Genomic DNA, 21,791 nt, shown 5'->3' with positions numbered 1-21,791 from the left:
GGGCACCCTGGAGTCAGAGGGCGTCCGGCCCGCGTTCGTCGGTGCGCACCCGGACCACCGTGTCCACCGGCACGCTCCACACCTTGCCGTCGCCGATCTTGCCCGTGCGGGCCGCCTTCACCAGGACGTCGATGAGGCCGTCGGCGTCGCCGTCCTCCACCAGCACCTCGATGCGCACCTTGGGCACCAGGTCCACGGTGTACTCCGCGCCCCGGTAGACCTCCGTGTGACCGCGCTGCCGGCCGTAGCCCTTGACCTCGGTGATCGTCAGGCCCCGCACCCCGAACTCCTGGAGGGCCTGCTTGATGTCCTCGAGCCGGTGCGGCTTCACGACCGCCGTGATCAGCTTCATGCGTCCACCTTCTTGTCCTCGGCCTGCTGGTTCGTGTCCTGCCCCGGCTGGGCCCGCTGGTCGTCCCCCGCCCCGCGGGCATCGTCGGCCCGGTCGGCGGGGCGGGCCTGGTGCGGGGCTGGAGCCGGGGCCCCGCCGTGCGCGCCGGGGGCGGGAGCCGTGCCACGGCCGGACGGCACACCGCCCACCGCGCTGAAGTCGTACGCCGTCTCCGCGTGGAACGCCTGGTCGACGCCGGAGACCTCGTCGTCCTCGGTGGCCCGGAAGCCGACCGTGAGATCGACCAGCTTGGCGAGGAGCCAGGAGACCACGAAGGAGAAGGCCATCACCGAGAAGGCCCCCGTGGCCTGCTTGCCGAGCTGGTCGAGGCCGCCCACGCCGTCGATGGCCAGCAGGCCGACGAGGAGGGTGCCGATGACACCGCCGACGAGGTGGACGCCGACCACGTCGAGGGAGTCGTCGAAGCCGAGCTTGTACTTCAGGCTCACCGCCCAGGAGCAGGCGGCTCCGGCGACCACACCGATCAGCAGGGCGCCGAAGGCGTTCACATGCGCGCCGGCCGGGGTGATGGCGACCAGGCCGGCGACCGCTCCGGAGGCGGCGCCCAGCGTGGTGAAGGCGCCGTGCCGGACGCGCTCGTACGCCAGCCAGCCCAGCATCGCGGCGCCGGTGGCCACCTGGGTGTTGAGCGCCATGGTGGCGGCGGTGCCGTTGGCGGCCAGCGCCGATCCCGCGTTGAAGCCGAACCAGCCGAACCAGAGCAGCGCGGCGCCCAGCATCACCAGGGGCAGGCTGTGCGGGCGCATGGGCTCGCGCTTGAACCCGATGCGCTTGCCGACCACCAGCACCGCGGCGAGCGCGCCGATGCCGGCGTTGATGTGCACCGCCGTGCCGCCCGCGAAGTCGATCACTTCCAGCTTGAACAGCCAGCCGTCCGCCTGCCACACCCAGTGCGCGACGGGGAAGTAGACCAGCGACACCCAGAGGGTGATGAACAGGGCCCAGGCGCTGAACTTCACCCGGTCCGCGAGGGCGCCGCTCATCAGGGCGGGCGTCAGGATCGCGAACATCAGCTGGAAGAGGGCGAAGGCGAAGACGGGAATGCCCTTGTCGCCATTGGTCAGCGACTCGACGGTGATGCCCCGGAGGCCGATGTGATCGAGATTGCCGAGCAGGCCGCCCCCGAGGTCGTCACCGAAGGCGAGCGAGTACCCGTAGAGCACCCAGAGCACGCTCACGATGCCCAGCGAGACGAACGACATCATCAGCATGTTGAGGGCGCTCTTGACCCGCACCATGCCGCCGTAGAAGAAGGCCAGGCCGGGCGTCATCAACATGACGAGCGCGGCACTGATCAGTACGAATGCGGTATCTGCGCCATTCAAAGCCGGTGTCTCCTCGTACGTGGGAACGGCCCCCCGCGCATGCCGGCGGTGCGAGGACCACGTGGGGCGGGTTGTGGCCACGAGGCTGACGGAGCGCGGTTTCAGCCGATGCCGCTGGGTGTTTCACGGCAGTGACGAAGGGCGCGCCCGTGTTACGGGTGGGTGAACCGCGCATGGCCTCGGGCGCGAGGGGATACGCCCGGGAACGAGGGACTGGGCCGAGGGGCGCCCCCTCGGCCCTGACAGGCTGGCTCAGACGGCCTGGACGGCCTCGGCGGACTCCGGGAGATGGACGGCGAGCTGATCGGTCAGCTGGATCACCTCGGCGACATTGCCGAAGTCCCGCACCGCGGTGTCCACCGTCTTGCGCAGCCGGGTGTTCACCCGTTCGGAACGCACCCGGCGAGCGACGTCCAGGGCCTTCTCCGCCATGCCCGCGGACGCCTCCGGCTCCCGCTGGAGCAGGTGGACGGTGGCCATGCCGATCAGGTTGAGCGCGTACGAGCGCTGGTGCTCCTCGTCCTCGCCGAAGAGCTCCACGGCCCGCTCCATCACGGGGTGGGCCAGCGCGGCATAGGTCGGGCTGCGCCCGGCCACATAGGCGAGATCGCGGTAGGAGTGGGCGTTCTCTCCGTTGAGCTCCGCCTCGGAGAAGAACCTGATCCAGTCCGGATCGCCGTCGTTCGGCGACGTGTCACCGAAGGCGTCCTCGGCCATGCGCACCGCGCGATGGCACTTGTTGGGCTGGCCCATGTTGGCGTAGGCGCGGGCCTCCATCGCATACAGCATGGACTGGATGCGGGGCGTGGCACAGTCCCGACTGCCGTACTGCGCGAGGTGGATGAGCTCCAGGGCGTCGTCCGGCCGGCCCAGATGAATCATCTGGCGGCTCATGTTGGAGAGGATGTACGCCCCGAGCGGCTTGTTCCCCGACTCCTTGGCCGCGTGCAGGGCCAGCACGAAGTACTTCTGCGCGGTGGGCTGGAGCCCGACGTCGTAACTCATCCAGCCGGCCAGCTCCGCGAGCTCGGCCGCCACCGTGAAGAGCCGCTTGGCCACCGGCTCCGACTGGGGTTCCTGCAGCAGGTCGGTGACCTCGTGGAGCTGCCCCACCACCGCCTTGCGGCGCAGTCCGCCGCCGCACTGGGCGTCCCACTGGCGGAACATGACCGTGGTGGACTCCAGCAGGTCGAGCTCCGGGCCGGAGAGCCGGGTGGGGCGGCGGGAGCGCTCCGGGGAGGGCGCGGACGGGGCGTCCGCGAGGCCGCCGGGCGCGGGCACCAGCCAGCGCTGCATGGGCTCGATCAGCGCGGGGCCCGCGGCCAGCGCCAGCGAGGTGCCGAGGAAGCCGCGCCGCGCCAGCATCAGATCGCTGCGGGAGAACTCGCTGATGAGCGAGACCGTCTGGGGGCCGGCCCAGGGGAGGTCGACCCCGGACACGGACGGCGACTGGTGCGCGGAGCGCAACCCCAGGTCCTCGACGCCGACCACACACCCGAATCGCTCCGAGAACAGCTCGGAGAGAATCCGCGGAATGGGCTCGCGCGGCTGCTCGCCGTCGAGCCATCGGCGCACCCGGGAGGTGTCCGTACTGATGTGATGCGCGCCCATCTGCCGCGCCCGGCGGTTCACCTGCCGCGCGAGCTCACCCTTCGACCAGCCGCTGCGCACGAACCATGAGCCGAGCTGGTCATTGGGGCGCTTCTCAGCGTTCGTACCGCTACCGCCGTTGCCGCCCACTGGAACGCCCCCATCCCGAGTCACTGCGCCTCGCTCCGTTGTCTCTGTGCCCGTCGCCGAGCCCTGGAAGCGGGGCCTGCGTGCGCGAACCGAATCCAGGATGCCGCCCGGTGCGGCGACCTGTCCCGTGAAGTACCCGCCCATGGGGCCGGGCTGACGCGGATTCATGCCGTCGGCATGCGCGTGCTCGGATACGCCTCCGGGGGTTCATGTACCGAAAGTAATCCTACGATCACTGCTCCCGCGAGGGCGTTCGCTGAATCGCCACCATTCGCCACCCCTTCGAATGAACTCCTCCGCACCTCCACGCGATTCACTTGACACACGGCGATCAGGAGTTGGCGCTGCGATGCACGCCGCAGCGCACGGCTCGCGCCGCACCACCTGCCGCGCCACCCAGCGCCGCCCGTACCTCCCTGCGGCGACGCAGAGTTACGGCAAGACTCCGAGTCGTAACCATCGGCGCTCACGACCCGTTGGAGGGGGCATGGGCTTCACGATCGGCGGCATTCTCGACATGCGGTCCGGCTCGCGGCGCCGCGGCCGGGCTTCCGACTGCACGGCGGTGGCGGAGTACACCGGTCTCTGGGGCTGGGACGTGGTTCCCGGGGCCCGTGCCGCTCGGGACGGGAACGGCTCGGTGGTGTGCTCCTGCGGCACGGCCGACTGCCCCGCTCCCGGCGCCCATCCGCTGGATTTCGCGCCCCCGGTCGCGGCGGGGGCCACCCTGGACGATGTGACGGCCGCCTGGGCGGAGGTGCCCGGGGCGGCCGCGCTGCTCCCCGTCGGGCGCCACTTCGACGTGATCGACATCGCCGAGGCGGCGGGGCGGCACGCGCTGGTCCGGCTGGAGCGGATGGGGCTGCCGCTCGGCCCCGTGGCGGCCACCCCGACCGGCCGCGCGCTGTTCTTCGTGGCCCCGGGGTCCGCCGCCGAGCTGCCCCGGCTGCTCTACCGCATGGGCTGGGACGACGCGCGGCTCGATCTGGACGGCCTGGGCCCCGGCGAGCACATCACGGCGCCGCCCTTCGACCTCGGCGGCCTGGGCCCGATGCGGTGGCTGCGCCCGCCGACGCTGGACACGGCGGGCCGCCCGCCGCAGGCCCGGCTGCTGCTGGGCACGCTCGCCTATGTGAGCCACCGGGCGGCGGCCTGACGGGTACGGGTCCGTCGCGCCGCCCGGGACGGCGAAGCGCCCCCCCCGCAGGGTGTGGATGCGGCGGGGGCGCTTCACGCTTGAACGCCGACGAAAAACGCTGATCAGATGTTAAGTCAAGTCCCCGCGGGGCGCCTCTCGCGGCACTGGCCGGCCCAGGTCGCCATCCCGCCCGCGGTGAGCCACCCTGCTCGCTGATGGAGCGACCCGAGGACGTCGCGCCCAGTGTCACTGGCAACCGCGTCATGCTGGCAAACTTCGCGCAACGACCACCCGCACCCCGGCCCTGGCTCACAGTCGCGACCGAGTACTCACACCGTCCCGAACGGCGGAATCGTCACACCGGTCACGCCCGAACAACATGCCTCAACAAGATCGTCACGCGGCGCCTGGAAAGGGGCACGGACCGCTCGCTCGGAGGGCATGGCGCCGGGTGGGCGGGCGCCGCGCCGGGAGAGCGCGGCGTCAGCCGCTCAGCTCGACAGGTCCAGGAGACGTCGCATCAGGTTCCGCTCCTCCTCCGCGGCCTCGTGCACCATCGTCGACGCGCTCCTGAGGCATTCCCGCGACGAGGTGGCTCCTGCCTCACGCACCAGTCCGGCCACGTCGGTCCACTTCTTCGACACCCCGCGGTACGCGTCCGAGATCTCTTGGAACTTGCCGGTCCCAGTGAGGTCGGCCGTCTCTGCGAGGAACTCCGACCACATCATGCGGAACAAACCCCCGCCGGTTCCGGCGTCCTCCATGATTGTAGAGATCTCGGGCAGGCTGTCCGCAGGCGAGTCAAGGTCGTCGAGCCACTGCGGCATCAGATTGGCGACTTTGCGCATTCCCTTGAAGCCGAAGTTGGAGATCGGCGGATTCAGAAATTGCTGCGCCGTCGCCCTGATGCCTTTACGAGCGGCTTCCCCCAGATCGGGTAGTCCGCCCTTCTGGGGTTCAAGGGTGAAAGCACGGTTGCGCGAACTCATTGGGCCCCGGGGGTCCCGCGCGGAGGCGAGAGATTCACCGGTGGCCCATTGCAGGCCGAGCGGCTTGGTCTCCACCAGGGCGAAACGGTCGTCGTCGTATCCGACGCAGGTAACATAGTGCGCCGCGAACCGGAAGTCGTCGGTCGAGTAGTCGAGCAGATAACGGTCGAGTTTGAGGCCCACGACACTTCCCGAGTCGAGCTCTGCCAGCAGATGCTCCCTCGCTCGCTTGGCCGAGGACGTCTCGTGCACCGACAGCCGCAGGTTCAGCGCGTTCGCGAGATTCTCGGACAGCGTGTCGGGTTTGATACGGCCGCCGACGAACGGTGTCGGCATCTGCTTCGCCCGCCAGTAGATGAAGGACAAACCACCGGCGAGCCCGAAAACGAACGACTCCGACAAGTCGATGTCCCGCTGCCGCAACAGATTCACGAGGGTGGTGGATTCGCAGTGATTACCTACATACGGATTCGCCTCTAAGAGCGACATGAACTCACGTCTCCCTTCCTTCCCATAGAGCGTAGCGCAATCTCCTGAAGTGCGATTGTGGACACCCAAGATCAGGAAGGTGTCCACTCGCTCACTTTCGTGACACCAGGAAGTTGCCGAGGAACAGGTGATCCATCTCTGTCTTGAAATAGCAGGACAGAGCATCCGCAGGAGAGCAGACGATGGGTTCGCCAGCGACGTTGAACGAGGTGTTGATCAGACAGGGAATTCCGGTCAGCTCGGTGAAGTGACGCAGCAGCTCGGCGAGCAGGGGATTGCCCTGCTCGGTGACGGTCTGGATCCGCGAGGTGCCGTCGACATGGCAGGCACCCTGGATCATCTCCCGGTACTCGGGTCGCACCGGAACCACGAAGGTCATGTAGGGCGAGGTCGTCTTCTTGCCGAGCTCGAAGACAGCGGCCTCCCAGGGCACGTCCGCGGGGTCCAGTTCCCGCCAGACGACCTGGTCGGCGTAGCTCTGGAGGGCCGCCGGGATCTCCTGGCCGTCGTAGCCGGGGCCCAGGTACGGTGTCGCGCTGATCCGGGGCGGTGTGCCGACCTGCCGGCTGGCGAACAGAGCCGCTCCGATGGCCACGCCGACGTCGCTGGCGCCGAAGCTGACATCCATCTCGGTGAAGCGTGAACGCTGCAGCAGCTTGCTGTTGTTGACGCAGTTCAGGGCGAGTCCGCCCTCGAAGATCACGCGGGACAGGTCGCTGCGGGCCTCGAGCGTCCGGATCTGGCCGGCGGTCACCGTCTCGAGCATGTGCTGGGCCGCACTGGCCACGCGGACCCGGTAGTCGAAGTCCTCCCGGCCTTCCGGGTCTCCGTCGAAGACGCGGTCGAAGAGTTCGTAGTAGGCGGGTACGGCGTTCGCCGGATAGGGAATCTTGTAGGTGCCGTCGGGGCACATCTCGACCACGTGCGTCAGGAACGGGTTCGGCTCGGGCGGCGTGCCATAGCCGGCCAGCCCCATCACCTTGTACTCGTCATTGTTCGGGACGAATCCGAGGTAGCGCGTCACCACGGAGAAGAGCATCGCCAGCGAGTGCCGCGAGTCGATGGTCATGTCGTCGAAGATCTTCACCTCGCCCCCGCGCACCTCACCCATGATCGACGACAGCCATTCGGCGCGGCCGTCGCTGACGAGGAACGCCGCGTCTCCGCCGCCCGACAGGTGGTATCCGGTCATCAGGTGGGCGATGTGGTGCGGGACCCGGACCAGCTTGCGAGGGTTCAGCCTGTGACCGGTGTGCTCGAGGAAGTCGGCTTCGGTCGCGGCCTCGCCGAACATCGCCGCGTGGGTCTCCGCCAGACGCTCCAGGCGCGCGAACTTCTGTTCCACGGTCGCCGCGGGGTCCTCGGTGATCTCGGCGATCATCCAGTTCCCCACGTCCTGGGAGAACTGCCAGGAGAAGGCGAAGGTGTCGACGTCGTCGAAGGAGATCCCTGCCGATTCCAGGCACCAGCGGATCGCGATGACCGGGAAGCGTGAGGTCTTCTTCTCCCGGTTGAGCCGTTCCTCCTCGACGGCGGCGACCAGTTTCCCGTCGATGACCAGGGCGGCGGACGAGTCATGGCCGTACAAGAGGCACCACACCCAAGCCCTCCTCTGCCTCGCCAGACGACGAGCCGACGTGCTCTTCGCCATGCTCCGCGACGGCACCTTCTACGACCCCCAACCAACCCATACAGGTTGACGAAACCCATAGGGGCACCCCCCGGTCACCTGGCCGGTGACCGCGCCACAACGGTCAGAAGCCGGAGAACTTCCAGCTCCCGTCCGGGCTCTGGGTTGTCCACGACTACACCTCCGACCAGCTCAGGGTTTAGACCGGCTTCGCCGAAGCCGAACTCATCGAGGGCAACTGGTACTGCTCACCCATGCCCCAGCCTCAAGGACGCCACCAAGGGCAGGCTCGCCAAGAAGATCGCCAAACAGACCTGGATCGACCGCGCCCGCGCCCGCGCGAAAGCACCAACGGCTTCGCCAAGGGCCGCCTCCAGAGACAACCCCTCGAAGACGCCGGCACCCGGCGCATCTGCGGCATCGCAGCCCAGGCTCTCCTCATGGCCTTCCAGTTCGCCCACGTCAACCGCTGTGAACCCGCCTCCTGGGCCGCGCCACCGCTTTGGGCGGCGACCGGCCCCGCCGACGACCCACCCGCCGCCGCAAGGCCGTGACCCTCGGGACGTGGGCTCCCGAGGGCCACGTCATCCGGTCCTGAAAGCTCGCTCACATAGAGCACGCCCCGAGAGCTGATCAATCGAAGATCCAGGACACAACGCGGACCGCCGATAGCCTCCCAGCCATCGACGGTCCGCTCCGCCATGCCCAGAGACATCCATCACACCCGGAGAAACAGGCATGGGCGGCATCGCCTTCGCGATGCCGCCCATGCCGTCGGTGCAACTAGAGCACTTTCGTCGGCGCTTCACGCTTCGACAGGGACGCCCGACCCCTCGGGCGGCGGTTCGCGCTTCGGGAGCGCGACGCACGCCCCGGGCGGCGGTTCAGCTCCCGATGAGCGCGTCGACGAACGCCTCGGGCTCGAACGGTGCCAGGTCGTCCGCGCCCTCGCCCAGGCCCACCAGCTTCACCGGCACGCCCAACTCGCGCTGGACGGCGATGACGATGCCGCCCTTGGCGGTGCCGTCGAGCTTGGTGAGCACGATGCCCGTGATGTTCACGACCTCGGCGAAGACCCGCGCCTGGACCAGGCCGTTCTGACCGGTGGTGGCGTCCAGCACCAGCAGCACCTCGTCCAGCGGCCCGTGCTTCTCCACGACCCGCTTGACCTTGCCCAGCTCGTCCATGAGCCCGGTCTTGGTGTGCAGTCGGCCGGCGGTGTCGATGAGCACCACGTCGGCGCCCTCGGCGATGCCCTCCTTGACCGCGTCGAACGCGATCGAGGCCGGGTCGCCGCCCTCGGGGCCGCGCACGGTGCGGGCGCCCACGCGCTCGCCCCAGGTCTGGAGCTGGTCGGCGGCGGCGGCGCGGAAGGTGTCGGCGGCGCCGAGCACCACGCTGCGGCCGTCGGCGACCAGGACCCGCGCGAGCTTGCCGGTGGTGGTGGTCTTGCCGGTGCCGTTGACGCCCACGACCATCACGACGCCGGGGGTGTCCGCGCCGCCCTCGGTGCGCACCGAGCGGTCGGCCTCCGTGCCGATGAGCTTCAGCAGCTCCTCGCGGAGCAGGGTGCGCAGCTCGTCGGGGGTGCGGGTGCCCAGGACCCTGACCCGCTCGCGCAGCCGGTCCACCAGCTCCTGCGTCGGCTTCACGCCGACGTCGGCGGTGAGCAGGGTGTCCTCGATCTCCTCCCAGGTGTCCTCGTCGAGGTGCTCGCGGGACAGCAGGGTGAGCAGGCCCTTGCCGAGGGAGTTCTGCGAGCGCGAGAGCCGGGCCCGCAGCCGTACCAGGCGGCCGGCGGTGGGCTCGGGGACCTCGATCTCGGGAGCGGCGGGCGCCGGGGGCGCGGGGGCCTCGGTGACCGGCGCCTCGGCGGGCGGGGCCTCGGCGACCGGGAGGTCGACTTCTTCGATGGTGCGGCGCGGTTCGTCGCGCGGCGTCTCGGCTTCCTCGCCGACGTGCGGTTCGGCGGGCGGAGCCGTGATGGTCGGCGCGCTCGGCGGCGTGGGCGGCAGCTGCTTCTTCTTGCGGCCGCTGACCACGAGACCGCTGACGGCGGCGACCGCGACCAGTGCGATGACTACAGCAAGGATGACGATTTCCATAACGCTCCCAGTATCGGTGCTGCGCGGGCGGGGACCGTACGGGCGCGGGTCCGGCCGGGTGGATCGTCCCTCGCCGCCCTTTCCTGCGGTCTGTCCGGAGGACCAATGCCCCTATTTGCCCAAAGTTGGAGCAAAGTACGATGGTCCGAAGCTATGCGACGCGCGTAGAGTCCCCCTGTTCCCCTATGACTCCTGACGATCAACGTCGCTCGTACCTGCACGGAGACTCCATTCATGGGCACCACCTCCCCCACCGACGCCGAAGGCGCCGTCGAGACCCGCGGCATTGAGCCGGTCCCCGACGAAGAGCGCGGGGGCAGAGTCAGAGAGCTCTTTCCCACCTGGGTCGCGGCCAACATCAGCGTGCTGCTGCTGACCATGGGCGCCGGCCTGATCGTGTCCAACGGGCTCAACTTCTGGCAGGCCCTGGTCGTCGGCGTCTGCGCGCCGCTGGTGAGCTACGGCATCGTCGGCTTCCTCACCATCTCCGGGAAGCGCGGCGGCTCGCCGGGCATGACGCTCTCGCGGGCGGTCTTCGGCCAGCGCGGCAACCTCTTCCCGGGCGCGGTCACCTGGGTGGCGCGCTGGGGCTGGGAGACCATCAACGCGGTCACCGGCGCCTACGCGATTCTCACGGTGCTCGACCTGCTCTTCGGCATCAAGAGCAACACCGTGCTGATCGTGCTGACCCTGCTGGTCTTCGTCGGCTGCACCTTCGCGGTCAGTGGCATGGGCCGCAAGGTGCTGCTGCTGTGCAACAAGTGGTCGGCGTACTTCTTCGGCGCGTTCAGCGTGCTGGTGCTCGTCTATCTGATCGCCGACACCGACTGGCAGGCCGTCTTCGACAAGCCGGCCGGCTCCACCGCGATGCTGATCGCGGGCATCGGCACCATCGCCGCGGGCGGCCTGAGCTGGGCCCCCTCCGGCGCGGACTTCTCCCGCTACCTGCCGCGCACCGCCTCCGGCAAGGCGATCGTCGGCAACACGGTGGGCGGCGCGGGCATCGTCGTGGTGCCGATGGTGCTGATGGGCGCCGTGATGGCGGTCGGCACGCCGGACCTGGCGTCCGCCTCCGACCCGGTCTCCTTCATCGGCAAGCTGCTGCCGACCTGGATCGCCGTGCCGTATCTGCTGATCGCGCTGGTCGGCATGCTCCTGATCAACAGCCTGTCCATGTACTCGGCCGGCTTCACGGCGCAGACGCTCGGCATCAATGTGCCGCGCGCCTGGGCGGTCAGCGTGAACGCGGCGATCAGCCTGGTGGGCGGCGCGCTGCTGATGATCGTCGCCACCAGCTTCATCGGTTCCTTCATCGCGTTCCTGACGCTGCTCGCGGTGTCCTTCTCGGCCTGGATCGGCGTGTTCGGCGTGGACATGCTGCGCCGCAAGGAGTACGACCCGAAGGCGCTGATGGACACCTCGCGCACCAGCGCGTACTGGTACGCGGGCGGGTTCTGCTGGCAGGCGATGGTGGCCTGGGGCGCGGCGCTGCTCACCGGCCTCTGCTTCACCTCGGTGACCTGGTTCTCCGGTCCGCTCTCGGAGACCTGGCTGGGCCGCAACGGCCTGGCCTGGGTGGTGACGATCGCCATCGCGGCGATCCTGTACGCGGTGCTGCCGCCGGCGCGGCCGGGCACCTCGGTCGGGGCCGGGGCCGGCGCCCGGGTGCCGTCCCAGGCGACCGAGGAGGAGCGGACCGCGGCTCCCGTGGCCTGACGCCTCCGCCCCACCCCTCTCGAACGGCCCCCGCGCCCTTGTGGCGCGGGGGCCGTTCCGCATGTGCGCAAGTGCGGTGATCGTGTCAGGGGCCGGACCGGGCTACGGCTTGTTCAGGTAGGTGAGGACGGCGCGGACACGGCGGTTGGTCTCGTCATCCTCGGAGATGCCGAGCTTGCCGAACAGGGAGGTGGTGTACTTGCTGATGGCGCTCTCGCTGAGAAAGAGGCGGCGGCCGATGGCCTGGTTGGACAGCCCCTCGGCCATGAGGGCCAGTACGGAGTACTCGCGTTCGGTGAGCCGTTCGAGTTCCCGCATCGGGGAACCGCCGGACAGCAGTTTCGCGATGACGGCCGGGTCCATGGCGGTCCCGCCGCCCGCGACGCGCTCCAGGGCGCCGATGAACTGGTCGGCGTCGAACACGCTCTCCTTGAGCAGGTAGCCGACGCCGCCGGAGCCGTCGGCCAGGAGCTCGCGGGCGTACAGCTGCTCGACGTGCTGGGAGAGGATGAGGACCGGCAGTCCGGGCATCTCGCCGCGGGCGGCGAGGGCTGCCCGCAGGCCCTCGTCCGACTGGTGCGGTGGCATGCGGACGTCGATGACGGACACATCCGGGCGCCACGTCCGCAGCGCGCCGAGCGTTTCGGGTCCGGTGGTCGCTGTCGCCACCACGTGGTGCCCGTACGCCTCGATCAGGCGGACCATCCCGTCGCGCAGGAGGTAGAGGTCTTCGGCTACGACGATTCGCATGGCAGCGCCATCCTGACACGGGTCGGGCCGCCCGGTGGGCTGGTGATCTCCAGGGTGCCGTCGAAGACCGCGAGGCGGCGGCGCAGGCCCGCCAAGCCGCCGTCGGCCCGCTCGTCGGCCCCGCCCCGGCCGTCGTCGTCGACCTCGACCACGAGGCCGGCCTCGTCCCTGGCGAGGCGGACGCGCGCCCGCGACGCGTGGGCATGCCGGACCGCGTTGGTCAGCAGCTCGGCGACCCCGAAGTAGACGGCCGACTCCATCGGCGGGTCCAGGGTCGGCCGGGCGTCAGCGCTGACGGTCACGTCGAGCGGGGTGTCCAGGGCGAGGGCGCGCACCGCGTCGACGAGCCCCCGCTCGCTCAGCACGGGTGGGCTGATCCCACGGATCAGCTCGCGGAGCTCGGCCAGCGAGGCGGTGGCGCCGGCCCGCGCGTCCCGCATCAGTGCCTTGGCCCGCTCCGGGTCGGTCTCCATCAGCTTCTCCGCGGTCGCCAGGGAGAGCCCGAGCGCGACCAGGCGGGCCTGCGCCCCGTCGTGCAGATCCCTTTCGATCCGGCGGATCTCGGCAGCCTGCGCGACCGTGGAGTCCGCGCGCTGGGCGGTCAACTCGTCCACCCGGTCGACCAGCGCCATCGCGGGCGACGGGCGCAGGAAGCGGACGGCCACCGGCTCGACGAGCCGCCAAGCGTAGGGGGCGGAGGCGACGGCCACGATCAGGCCGAGTGCCCCGACGAGGCGCGCGGCGAGCCCCGGCCGGCCGAGCCCGAGGACCGCCGCGGCCACCCCGGTCGGCGGGAGGGCGGCGACCACGCCCGCGGTGAGTGGCACGATCGCTGTGAACCGCAGGTCGCGCCAGGTGGCGGGGTCTTCCCACCGGAGCCGCCACTTCTGATCCAGCAGGGCGTCCCGACGGGTGCGCTCGTAGGAGAAGCCGTTCCACCAGTACCCGGTGGACATCCGCGTCACCGGTTCCACCTGCCGGTATCCGGCGGGGATGACGGTGGCGGTCCACCGCGCGACGAGGAAGCGGACCACGCGCTCCATAGCGTCGGTGAGCATGGAAACCAACCCGCGCACCACGGCCGATGCGGCACTCCTCGACCGCCCTCGCGTTCAAGGGGCCTTCGGCACGGCGAAGAGCAGCATCAAGGTGTACGGCGTACTCGGCGCCGTCGCCCTCCTGGCGGTCGTCGCGGTGTCGAGCGGCGGTCACATGGTGAACACGTTCATGTGGGTCCGGGCGGTCCTGCTGCCCATGGTCGCCGTGCTGATCCACCGGATGACCGTCTCCGCTTCCCACGGATCTCGACGGGCCTTCGAGCGCGTGAGGGCTCTCGCCGTCATCATGCCGATCGCGATCATCGGCGTCGACCTGATCCCGGGTGTCTGTCCGCCGTGGTACGCCGTGACGCAGGTCGTCTGCATGCTGCCCGTCGTCCGCGTCGCGTTCATCACCCGCGGCTCCGCATTGCGCGCCGCCTTCCCCAAGGGGCGCTGATCGGGCGTCGGGCGCCGCTCCGTGCGGCCTGGGTCACGCCCCTCCGGCCGGACACGCGCGTGGGCCCCGGCTCGGTGATCGAGCCGGGGCGCACCCGTTGGTGAGGAGAGGGGCAGCGGGGAGGTTAGCCCATCTCCTCCAACGCCTTGCCCTTGGTCTCCGGCACCCACTTGAGGATGAAGGGGATCGAGAGCACGGCGAAGACCGTGTAGATCACGTACGCGCCCGAGAGGTTCCAGTCGGAGAGGCTCGGGAAGGTCACGGTGATCACCCAGTTGGCGACCCACTGGGCGGCGGCGGCCACACCGAGACCCGCGGCGCGGATCTTGTTCGGGAACATCTCGCCCAGGAGCACCCACACGACCACGCCCCAGGAGAGGGCGAAGAAGAGCACGAAGGAGTGGGCGGCGACGAGCGCCACCGAGCCCTGGAGGTCGGGCATGGAGATGTCCGTGCCGGAGCCGGTCTTGTAGGAGAACGCCCAGGCGGCGAGGCCCAGGGAGAGCGCCATGCCGGCGGAGCCGATGAGCGCCAGCGGCTTGCGGCCGATGCGGTCGACGAAGACCATCGCGATCGCGGTGCCGACGATGTTGATGATCGAGGTGGTGAAGGAGTACAGGAACGAGCTGGAGGGGTCGATCCCGACGGACTGCCACAGCGACGACGAGTAGTAGAAGATCACGTTGATGCCGACGAGCTGCTGGAAGACCGAGAGCCCGATGCCGATCCAGACGATCGGGAGCAGACCGAAACGGCCGCCCATCAGATCGCGGAAGGTCGACTTGTGCTCGCGCCGCATCGCGGTCTCGATCTCGACGATCCGCTGGTCCAGGTCGACGTCCGCGCCCTCGACCTCGGACAGGACCTTCTTGGCCTGTTCGGTGCGGCCGACGGAGATCAGGAAGCGCGGCGACTCGGGGATCGCGAAGGAGAGCAGGCCGTACAGGGCGGCGGGCACGACCATGACGCCGAGCATCCACTGCCAGGCCTCCAGCCCGGCTATCTCACCGCGCTGGTCGCCGTCGGCGAGGTTCAGGATGCCCCAGTTGGCCAGCTGGGACACGGCGATGCCGATGACGATCGCGGCCTGCTGGAAGGCGGCCAGCCGGCCCCGGTACGCGGGCGGGGCGACCTCGGCGATGTAGGCGGGGCCGATCACCGAGGCCATGCCGATCGCCACACCGCCGAGCACCCGCCACATGGCGAGGTCCCAGAGGGCGAACGGGAGGGCCGAGCCGATCGCGCTGACGGTGAAGAGCGCCGAGGCGATCTGCATGACGCGGATGCGGCCGATGCGGTCGGCCAGCCGGCCCGCGGTCGCGGCACCGACGGCACAGCCGATCAGCGCGGCGGCGATGACCTGGGCGAGCGCCTCGGAGCCGACCTCGAAGCGGCCCCGGATCGCCTCGACGGCGCCGTTGATCACGGAGCTGTCGTAGCCGAAGAGGAAGCCGCCCATCGCGGCCGCTGCCGTGATGAAGATGACGTGGCCGAGGTGCTCCGGGGCGGCCTTGCGGCCTCCGGGCGCCGTGGTCGGCGGAGCGGTGCTGGTCAACGTGTACTCCTGGGCCCCGGCGGCGTTGCCGGGTGTGGGATGGGGCCTTCCAGTGGCGCATCATGCGAGGGCTCTGCGAGGGCACCCACCACTTGAAGGTAAACGCAACGCTGCAGAGACTATGCCTTCAAGTTTCTAAGTCAATAGGCCGTAACCAAGAAGTTTCCGTTGAGGCCAGGGTCACTTGTGTTCAAGTAATGAAGTTGATCAACGAAGGCGCTGGCTAATGACCTTGGAGACGCCGTCACCCTGCATGGATACGCCGTAGAGCGCGTCCGCGACCTCCATGGTCCGTTTCTGGTGAGTGATCACAATCAGCTGGGAACTCTCCTGGAGTTCCCGCATGATCCCGATCAGCCGCTGCAGATTGGTGTCGTCGAGCGCCGCCTCGACCTCGTCCATCACATAGAACGGGCTCGGCCGCGCCTTGAAGATCGACACCAGCAGGGCGACCGCGGTGAGCGAGCGCTCGCCCCCGGAGAGCAGCGACAGCCGCTTGACCTTCTTCCCCGGCGGCCGCGCCTCCACGTCCACACCGGTGGTGAGCATGTTCTCGGGGTCCGTCAGCACCAGCCGGCCCTCGCCGCCCGGGAAGAGCCGGGAGAACACGCCCTCGAACTCCCGCGCGGTGTCGCGGTACGCCTCGGTGAACACCTGCTCGACCCGCTGGTCGACCTCGCGGACCACCTGCAACAGATCGGCGCGCGTCCGCTTGAGGTCGTCGAGCTGCTCGCTCAGGAACTTGTGCCGCTCCTCCAGCGCCGCGAACTCCTCCAGCGCCAGCGGATTGACCTTGCCGAGCTGCTGGTACGCCCGCTCGGCGGCCCGCAGGCGCTTCTCCTGCTCGGCGCGGACGAACGGCACGGACCGCTGGGCCGGTGATCCCCCGGCGCCCCCAGCGCCCTCGGTGCCCTCGGCCCTCTTGCCGTCCTCGGCGCCCTCACCGCCGTCGCCCGGGGTGGTGGCGGCCGCCCCGGCCGGTTCCCCGCTCGCCGGCACGGGCTGGTCGGGCCCGTACTCGGCGATCAGTACGGCCGGCTCCACGCCCAGCTCGTCCAGCGCCTTGCTCTCCAGCTGCTCGATCCGCAGCCGCTTCTCGGCGCCGAGCACCTCGCCCCGGTGGACGACGTCGATGAGCTTGTCCAGCTCGCCCTTGAGCTCCCGGGCGCGCTCGCGCTCCGCGGCCAGCTCCGCCTCGCGCTCCCCCTTCGCCGCCTCCGCGGCCGCCCGCTCCTCCTCGGCGCGCACCAGCGAGACCTCGACATGCGCCAGCAGCTGCCGGGCCCCGTCGGCGACGGCCGCGGCGACCGCGGCCTCGTGCCGCAACCGGGCGCGCCGCTGCTCGGCGCGCGCCCGCGCCTCGCGTTCCGCGCGCGCCCCCCGGTCCAGCGCGTCCGCCCGGCCCGCGAGCCCCTTGACCCGCTCCTCGTGCGTACGGACCTGGAGGCGCGCCTCCATCTCCGTCTGCCGCGCGTTCGCCCCGTCGGCCGCCAGCCGGTCCCGTACGGAGGTGTCCGGCTCGTCGGCGCCGTGCTCCCCCGCCGCCAGCTCCTCCTCGGCGGTGAGCAGCCGGGCCGTGAGCTCCTCCACCTCCTCGGTGGCGCGCAGCAGCGCCTCCTCGGCCCGTGCCACGGCCGCCGCCGTCCGTTCGGCCTCGCCCTCGGCCGCCCTGGCCTGCCCGGCGAGGCGCCCCAGGGACTGGGCGACCGTGGACTTCTCGCGGTCGGCGGCGCGCCGGCGCTCCCCCAGCTCCTCGACGAGCGCGGCGGCCCGGGCCCTGACGTCGGCCGCGCGGTGCTGCTCCGCGGCCAGCTCCTCGCAGCGCACGGCCAGGGCGGTCAGCTCGCGCGCCGCCTCGTCGACGGAGGCCCGCACCTCCAGGAGGCTGGGGGCCGCGGCGGAGCCGCCGTGGGCGAAGTGGGCGCCCAGCAGGTCCCCCTCGGCCGTCACCGCCGTCAGGGCGGGGTGCGCGGCGATCAGGTCCTCGGCGTCCTCCAGGGTGCCGACCACGACGACGTCCCGCAGCAGCCGCCGTACGGCCGGCATCAGCTCGGCCGGGCCGCGGACGAGATCGGCGGCGCGGGTGAGCCGGTCGGGGGCGGGGCCGTCGGCGGAAGCGGTGCCGTCGGCGGAAGCGGGGCTGCCTGCCGAAGCGGGGCCGTCGGCGGGGGCGGTGGCCGCGCCGGGAGCCGCGGAGGCCGTTGTCGATGCCGTCGCCGTCGCCGTCGAGCCGAGCAGTATCGCCGCCCGGCCCCCGTCCTGCTTGCGCAGCAGCCGAATGGCCTCGGCCGCCGTGCCCGGGTCCGTCATCGCGATCGCGTCGGCCGCCGCGCCGAGGGCCGCGGCCACGGCCACCTCGTGGCCGGGCTCGACGGTGAGCAGTTCGGCGGCCGGGCCCAGCAGCCCCCCGAGGCGCTCGGCGGCGCCGAGGAGGGCGCCGGTGCCGTCCTTGTGGCGCAGCCCGAGGGCGAGCGCGTCGTGCCGGGCCTGCGTGGCGGCCCGCCTGCGCTCGGCGGCGGTGGCGGCCTCCCGGGCGGCGGCGAGCGCGGCCTCGGCCTCGGCCAGCCCGCTCCGGGCCTCGTCGTGGCGCCGGGCGAGCTCGGCGTCCTCCGCGTCCAGGCCCGCCACCTCGGCGCGCAGCTGCTCGTACTCCTCCTGGGCGGCCACCGCCCGCTCCCGGGCGCCGTCCCCCGCCTCCGTCAGCCGTTCGATCTCCGCGCGGGCCGAACCGGCCTTGCTGCGGGCCGCGTTGACCTGGCCGTGCAGCCGGGCCAGGCCCTCCCGGCGGTCGGCCAGGGCGCGGGCGGCGTCCTTCAGTCGCCGTTCCTCCTGCGCCAGGAGGCGTTCGAGCTCGGCGCGGTGCGCGACGGTGTCCTCCAGGGCGGCCCGCGCGGCCTCCAGGGCCGCGGTCAGCTCCGCCTCCTGCTCGCGGATGCGGGCGGCCTCGCGCTCCATGTCCTCGGGGTCGCGGCCGCGCCGGTCCTCCGGCGGCGCCGCGCTCGCGCTGCGCACCCGGGCGTCCGCCAGGCCGATGGTGCCGCGGACGCGCTCGGCCAGCTGGGACAGCTCGTACCAGGTGCGCCGGGCCTCCTCCAGGCGCGGCGTGAGCGCCCGGACCTGTTCCTCCAGGGCGGCCTCCCGCTGCTGGGCGGCGAGCAGTTCGGCCTCCGCCACGCGCTTGCGCTCCTTGAGGGCGGCCTCGTCGGCGACCTCGGCGCGCAGCGCCTCGCGCAGGGTGACGAGGTCGTCGGCGAGCAGCCGCAGCCGGGCGTCGCGGAGGTCGGCCTGGATGACGGCGGCCCGCCGGGCCACAGCCGCCTGCCGGCCCAGCGGCTTGAGCTGGCGGCGCAGTTCGTCGGACAGGTCCTGCACCCGGGCGAGGTTGGCCCGCATCGCGTCCAGCTTGCGCAGCGCCTTCTCCTTGCGCTTGCGGTGCTTGAGGACGCCGGCGGCCTCCTCGATGAACGCGCGGCGGCCCATGGGGTCGGCGTGCAGAACGGAGTCCAGCTGGCCCTGGCCGACGATGACGTGCATCTCGCGGCCGATGCCGGAGTCGGAGAGCAGCTCCTGGATGTCGAGCAGCCGGCAGGTGTCGCCGTTGATCTGGTACTCGCTGCCGCCGTTGCGGAACATGATCCGCGTGATGGTGACCTCGGCGTAGTCGATGGGCAGCGCGCCGTCGGAGTTGTCGATGGTGAGGGACACCTCGGCGCGGCCGAGCGGCGGCCGGCCGGTGGTGCCGGCGAAGATGACGTCCTCCATCTTGCCGCCGCGCAGCGACTTGGCGCCCTGCTCGCCCATGACCCAGGAGAGGGCGTCGACGACATTCGACTTGCCGGAGCCGTTGGGGCCCACCACACAGGTGATGCCCGGCTCGAACCGCAAGGTGGTCGCCGAGGCGAAGGATTTGAACCCGCGCAGGGTCAGGCTCTTGAGGTGCACGCCGTTGGACTCTACCGGGCGGCCCCCGCGCACCAGCGTCGCTGGAGTACGGCTCCGGCGCGCCGCCGTACGCTTTTTTCCGCGTTCACCCCCGGTTTCACCCGCGAAGGCGCAGGGCACATCAGAGGCAGGGAACGGCGGGGCGACATCTCGGGACGGACCGGAAGGCGCGGAGAGGGCACGGAGGAGCGGAAGAAGCGGGCCCCACGGTCCGGAACCGAAGGGCGACGGCCACGGCAGGCGGGACAAAGGGACGCCGTACGGACAAGACAAAGGGACGCCGTACGGAGGCGTCCCTTGTGGATTCTTCTATTCTTCAGCTTTCAACCACGGGTGACGCGACGGCGTCACAGCGGCCCGGCGGGCCGTGGCCGCTGTCATGTACTGAATCGGGCCGCTGGCGTGTGCTGCATCAGGTGAGCGCAGGCTCCGACTGGTGTACGTCGATGTCGATGCTCTTGAGCAACGAGTCGCCGTGGTGTGCGGCGGCGGACAGCGCGTCGTTCTCGGCCTGAATCCGTACGAGCTCGGACTCGAGGTCCTGGACACGCTGCTGGAGCCGTCGCATCTCGGCGAGGAGTCGCGGGTCGGAACCGCCGACGTAACCGAGAAGCGCCTTTGCCATGATGGATGGTCCTCCACACTGAGTGACCGACCGAAGCGGTGTGGGTCGTGAGGGAATCGCACCCGCGGTGTCTGCCATCACCATTGTTCTCAATGTCAAACAGGTAGGGTGCGCGGGGATTCCAGCGTCTCACCAAAAAGTTTGACGGTCAACACGATCACACCCCGTATCCTCGGGCGGCCCGGGGCGCGCGGCGGCGGATGGCGCGGCGCTGCCTCTCCAGGGGGCCCGCGGGGGCGTGGAGATCTTTCTTACGCGGCAGCCTTGCACGATGTCGCCGATCTGGCAACCACCAGGTCATCGGCGCCCTGAGCGGGCACTTCGCGGACCGGGGAGCGCCCGCGGGCCGGCGCCGGGCGCGGGCCTCAGCGGGCCTCGAAGCCCTCGTATCCGCCGCGCGGTGTGTCCCAGATCTCGGTGACGCCGTCCACCCTGCCGGGCGTGTCGCCGGCCCGGAGCCAGTCCAGCAGGCGCTCGCAGCGCTCGCGCGGCCCCTCGGCGAGCACCTGCACCCGGCCATCGGCGAGGTTGGAGACGAAGCCGGTGAGGCCGCCGATCTCCAGTGCGGTCGCTCGGGTGAACCAGCGGAAGCCGACGCCCTGGACGTGGCCACGGACCCAGACGGTGAGACGGGCATCTTCGTTCATGTGCGCACGTTAACCGTCCAATTGCCCAGGAAGCACTTCCGCCCCGGAGGCGATGCCGTACAGTCGCCGGTCGACGCACCTCACCCTTGCGAGTGAGGCGGCTGATGCCCCTGGGGCCGCTCCGGCCAGGTCCGCGATCGAGTCGACGGGGGAACGCCGCCGACGACCCAGCGGACCGAGGACCAGAGGAGAGCAGCAGATGGGCCGCCACCGACGCTCTGCCCCCAAGCCCCCGGCGATCGCCTCCGCGGCCGCGATCGCCCCCGCGCCGCCCGGATCGGCCTCCGCCACTCGGCGGCGGGGCGCCCACCGCGGCCGGCCGCCCGCCCGGGCGGGCCTCCTGGGGACCACCGCCGCCATGGCACTGGGTGCCGTGGCGGTGGCCTCGGGGATGATCCCCGGGGGTGGCCAGACCTTCGCCCTCGGCGGAGCGAGTGGTTCCGCCGAGCGGGTGCAGACCCTCGGCCCGGCCGGGGGCGCACCGGGGGCGACGCCGTACGCCGCCCCCGAGGACCGGGCCCCCGCCCCGGCCGACCGCGGCGCCGACCGCGCCCCGTCGCCGGGCGCCGCCCCCTCGCACACGGCGGACGAGCCGTCGAGCCGCGCCGCGCGAAGAGCTCCGGCGGCGCCCGGCGCCGGGAAGGCGGCTCCCGGGAAGCCGGCCTCCGGACAGCGGGCCTCCGCCGCGCCGGGCAAGGCGCCGGCCGGGGCGCGGCGACAGGCGGCACCGGCCGCGACCGGTGTGCCGCGCGCCCGCGCCGCGGCGGTCCGGGCGCCCTCCGCCGCGGAGAGCGCGGTGCTCTCCCTGGTCAACCGCGAGCGCGCCCGGGCGGGCTGTACGCCGCTGCGCTACGACGCCGAACTCGCCCGGCTGGCGGAGGAGTTCAGCGAGGACATGGCGGAGCGGGACTTCTTCGCCCACACGGACCCGGACGGCAGAACGCCCTGGGACCGGGCCGACGAGGCCGGAATCGACCATCTGGGCGGCGAGAACATCGCCCGCGGCCAGACCGACCCCCAAGCGGTGATGGACGCCTGGATGAGCAGCCCGGGCCACCGGGCGAACATACTGAACTGCGACTTCACCACCCTGGGCGTGGGCGCCCACTTCGGCCCCGGCGGCCCGTGGTGGACCCAGAACTTCGGTTTCTGACGGCTTGTCGACCGCGCGTGCCCGCCCCGCGGTGGGTGGAGGTGCGCCCCGGCAGGGGGCGCACCTCCGCGCCGGACC

17 protein-coding genes are annotated in these 21,791 nt (G+C 71.2%); 4 read left to right on the top strand and 13 right to left on the bottom strand.

Annotated elements, in window-relative coordinates:
* Positions 1-13: 13 nt before the first annotated feature.
* The 3 genes from ACSNOD_RS01210 to nsdA form a co-directional block, all read right to left on the bottom strand.
* Complete coding sequence (locus ACSNOD_RS01210; RefSeq protein WP_436764789.1) at positions 14-352, bottom strand: P-II family nitrogen regulator; 339 nt, start codon at positions 350-352, stop codon at positions 14-16.
* A complete protein-coding gene (locus ACSNOD_RS01205; protein WP_436764788.1) occupies positions 349-1,737 on the bottom strand; it encodes an ammonium transporter in 1,389 nt (462 codons plus the stop codon). Before ACSNOD_RS01205 ends, ACSNOD_RS01210 begins: the two co-directional genes overlap by 4 nt.
* Before the next feature lie 252 nt (positions 1,738-1,989).
* Positions 1,990-3,477: a transcriptional repressor NsdA gene (nsdA, locus tag ACSNOD_RS01200; protein WP_436764787.1), complete on the bottom strand. Its 1,488-nt coding sequence runs from the start codon at positions 3,475-3,477 to the stop codon at positions 1,990-1,992.
* 487 nt (positions 3,478-3,964) lie between these two features.
* On the opposite strand from nsdA, the gene ACSNOD_RS01195 reads away from it, so the two are divergent.
* A complete protein-coding gene (locus ACSNOD_RS01195; RefSeq protein ID WP_436764786.1) occupies positions 3,965-4,633 on the top strand; it encodes a bifunctional DNA primase/polymerase in 669 nt (222 codons plus the stop codon).
* A gap of 473 nt (positions 4,634-5,106) precedes the next feature.
* Here ACSNOD_RS01195 and ACSNOD_RS01190 read toward each other — a convergent pair whose 3' ends face one another.
* The 4 genes from ACSNOD_RS01190 to ftsY all read right to left on the bottom strand — a co-directional run bounded on the left by ACSNOD_RS01190 (position 5,107) and on the right by ftsY (position 9,828).
* Positions 5,107-6,180 (bottom strand): BtrH N-terminal domain-containing protein, encoded by a 1,074-nt coding sequence (locus ACSNOD_RS01190; protein ID WP_436764785.1) that lies wholly within the window; start codon positions 6,178-6,180, stop codon positions 5,107-5,109.
* A gap of 4 nt (positions 6,181-6,184) precedes the next feature.
* Positions 6,185-7,693, bottom strand: coding sequence for a carbamoyltransferase N-terminal domain-containing protein (locus ACSNOD_RS01185; RefSeq protein ID WP_436764784.1), 1,509 nt, complete (start codon positions 7,691-7,693; stop codon positions 6,185-6,187).
* A gap of 278 nt (positions 7,694-7,971) precedes the next feature.
* Entirely contained in the window at positions 7,972-8,184 is a 213-nt protein-coding gene (locus tag ACSNOD_RS01180; protein WP_436764783.1) for a hypothetical protein, read from the bottom strand.
* 423 nt (positions 8,185-8,607) lie between these two features.
* Positions 8,608-9,828, bottom strand: coding sequence for a signal recognition particle-docking protein FtsY (ftsY, locus tag ACSNOD_RS01175; RefSeq protein ID WP_436764782.1), 1,221 nt, complete (start codon positions 9,826-9,828; stop codon positions 8,608-8,610).
* Positions 9,829-10,062: 234 nt separating this feature from the next.
* On the opposite strand from ftsY, the gene ACSNOD_RS01170 reads away from it, so the two are divergent.
* Positions 10,063-11,544 carry a purine-cytosine permease family protein gene (locus ACSNOD_RS01170; RefSeq protein ID WP_436764781.1) on the top strand — a complete coding sequence of 494 codons (1,482 nt, stop codon included), beginning with the start codon at positions 10,063-10,065 and terminating at the stop codon, positions 11,542-11,544.
* A 102-nt stretch (positions 11,545-11,646) separates the two neighbouring features.
* Here ACSNOD_RS01170 and ACSNOD_RS01165 read toward each other — a convergent pair whose 3' ends face one another.
* Together ACSNOD_RS01165 and ACSNOD_RS01160 are read right to left on the bottom strand one after the other, a co-directional pair.
* Positions 11,647-12,294 (bottom strand): response regulator transcription factor, encoded by a 648-nt coding sequence (locus ACSNOD_RS01165; protein ID WP_436764780.1) that lies wholly within the window; start codon positions 12,292-12,294, stop codon positions 11,647-11,649.
* Positions 12,279-13,352 (bottom strand): sensor histidine kinase, encoded by a 1,074-nt coding sequence (locus tag ACSNOD_RS01160; RefSeq protein ID WP_436764779.1) that lies wholly within the window; start codon positions 13,350-13,352, stop codon positions 12,279-12,281. Before ACSNOD_RS01160 ends, ACSNOD_RS01165 begins: the two co-directional genes overlap by 16 nt.
* On the opposite strand from ACSNOD_RS01160, the gene ACSNOD_RS01155 reads away from it, so the two are divergent.
* Positions 13,351-13,791 (top strand): hypothetical protein, encoded by a 441-nt coding sequence (locus tag ACSNOD_RS01155; RefSeq protein ID WP_436764778.1) that lies wholly within the window; start codon positions 13,351-13,353, stop codon positions 13,789-13,791. The two genes, ACSNOD_RS01160 and ACSNOD_RS01155, sit on opposite strands and share 2 nt — an antisense overlap.
* Before the next feature lie 124 nt (positions 13,792-13,915).
* On the opposite strand, the gene ACSNOD_RS01150 is transcribed toward ACSNOD_RS01155, so the two are convergent.
* The 4 genes from ACSNOD_RS01150 to ACSNOD_RS01135 form a co-directional block, all read right to left on the bottom strand.
* Positions 13,916-15,346, bottom strand: coding sequence for a sugar porter family MFS transporter (locus ACSNOD_RS01150; RefSeq protein ID WP_436764777.1), 1,431 nt, complete (start codon positions 15,344-15,346; stop codon positions 13,916-13,918).
* Between the two features lie 207 nt (positions 15,347-15,553).
* A complete protein-coding gene (smc, locus tag ACSNOD_RS01145; protein WP_436764776.1) occupies positions 15,554-19,288 on the bottom strand; it encodes a chromosome segregation protein SMC in 3,735 nt (1,244 codons plus the stop codon).
* Between the two features lie 412 nt (positions 19,289-19,700).
* Positions 19,701-19,913, bottom strand: coding sequence for a hypothetical protein (locus ACSNOD_RS01140; protein WP_436764775.1), 213 nt, complete (start codon positions 19,911-19,913; stop codon positions 19,701-19,703).
* A gap of 365 nt (positions 19,914-20,278) precedes the next feature.
* Positions 20,279-20,560, bottom strand: a complete 282-nt coding sequence (locus tag ACSNOD_RS01135) for an acylphosphatase (RefSeq protein WP_436764774.1) — start codon at positions 20,558-20,560, stop codon at positions 20,279-20,281.
* A gap of 358 nt (positions 20,561-20,918) precedes the next feature.
* Here ACSNOD_RS01135 and ACSNOD_RS01130 point away from each other — a divergent pair, with 358 nt between their 5' ends.
* On the top strand, positions 20,919-21,713 hold the full coding sequence (locus tag ACSNOD_RS01130; RefSeq protein ID WP_436764773.1) for a CAP domain-containing protein: 795 nt from the start codon (positions 20,919-20,921) through the stop codon (positions 21,711-21,713).
* Positions 21,714-21,791: the final 78 nt, after the last annotated feature.

It is taken from the genome of Streptomyces sp. URMC 123 (assembly GCF_051386515.1).
In the GTDB taxonomy this organism is placed as follows: Bacteria; Actinomycetota; Actinomycetes; order Streptomycetales; family Streptomycetaceae; genus Streptomyces.
Note: the sequence above shows the minus strand (reverse complement) of the source record. Positions and strands in the feature narration are given on the sequence as shown.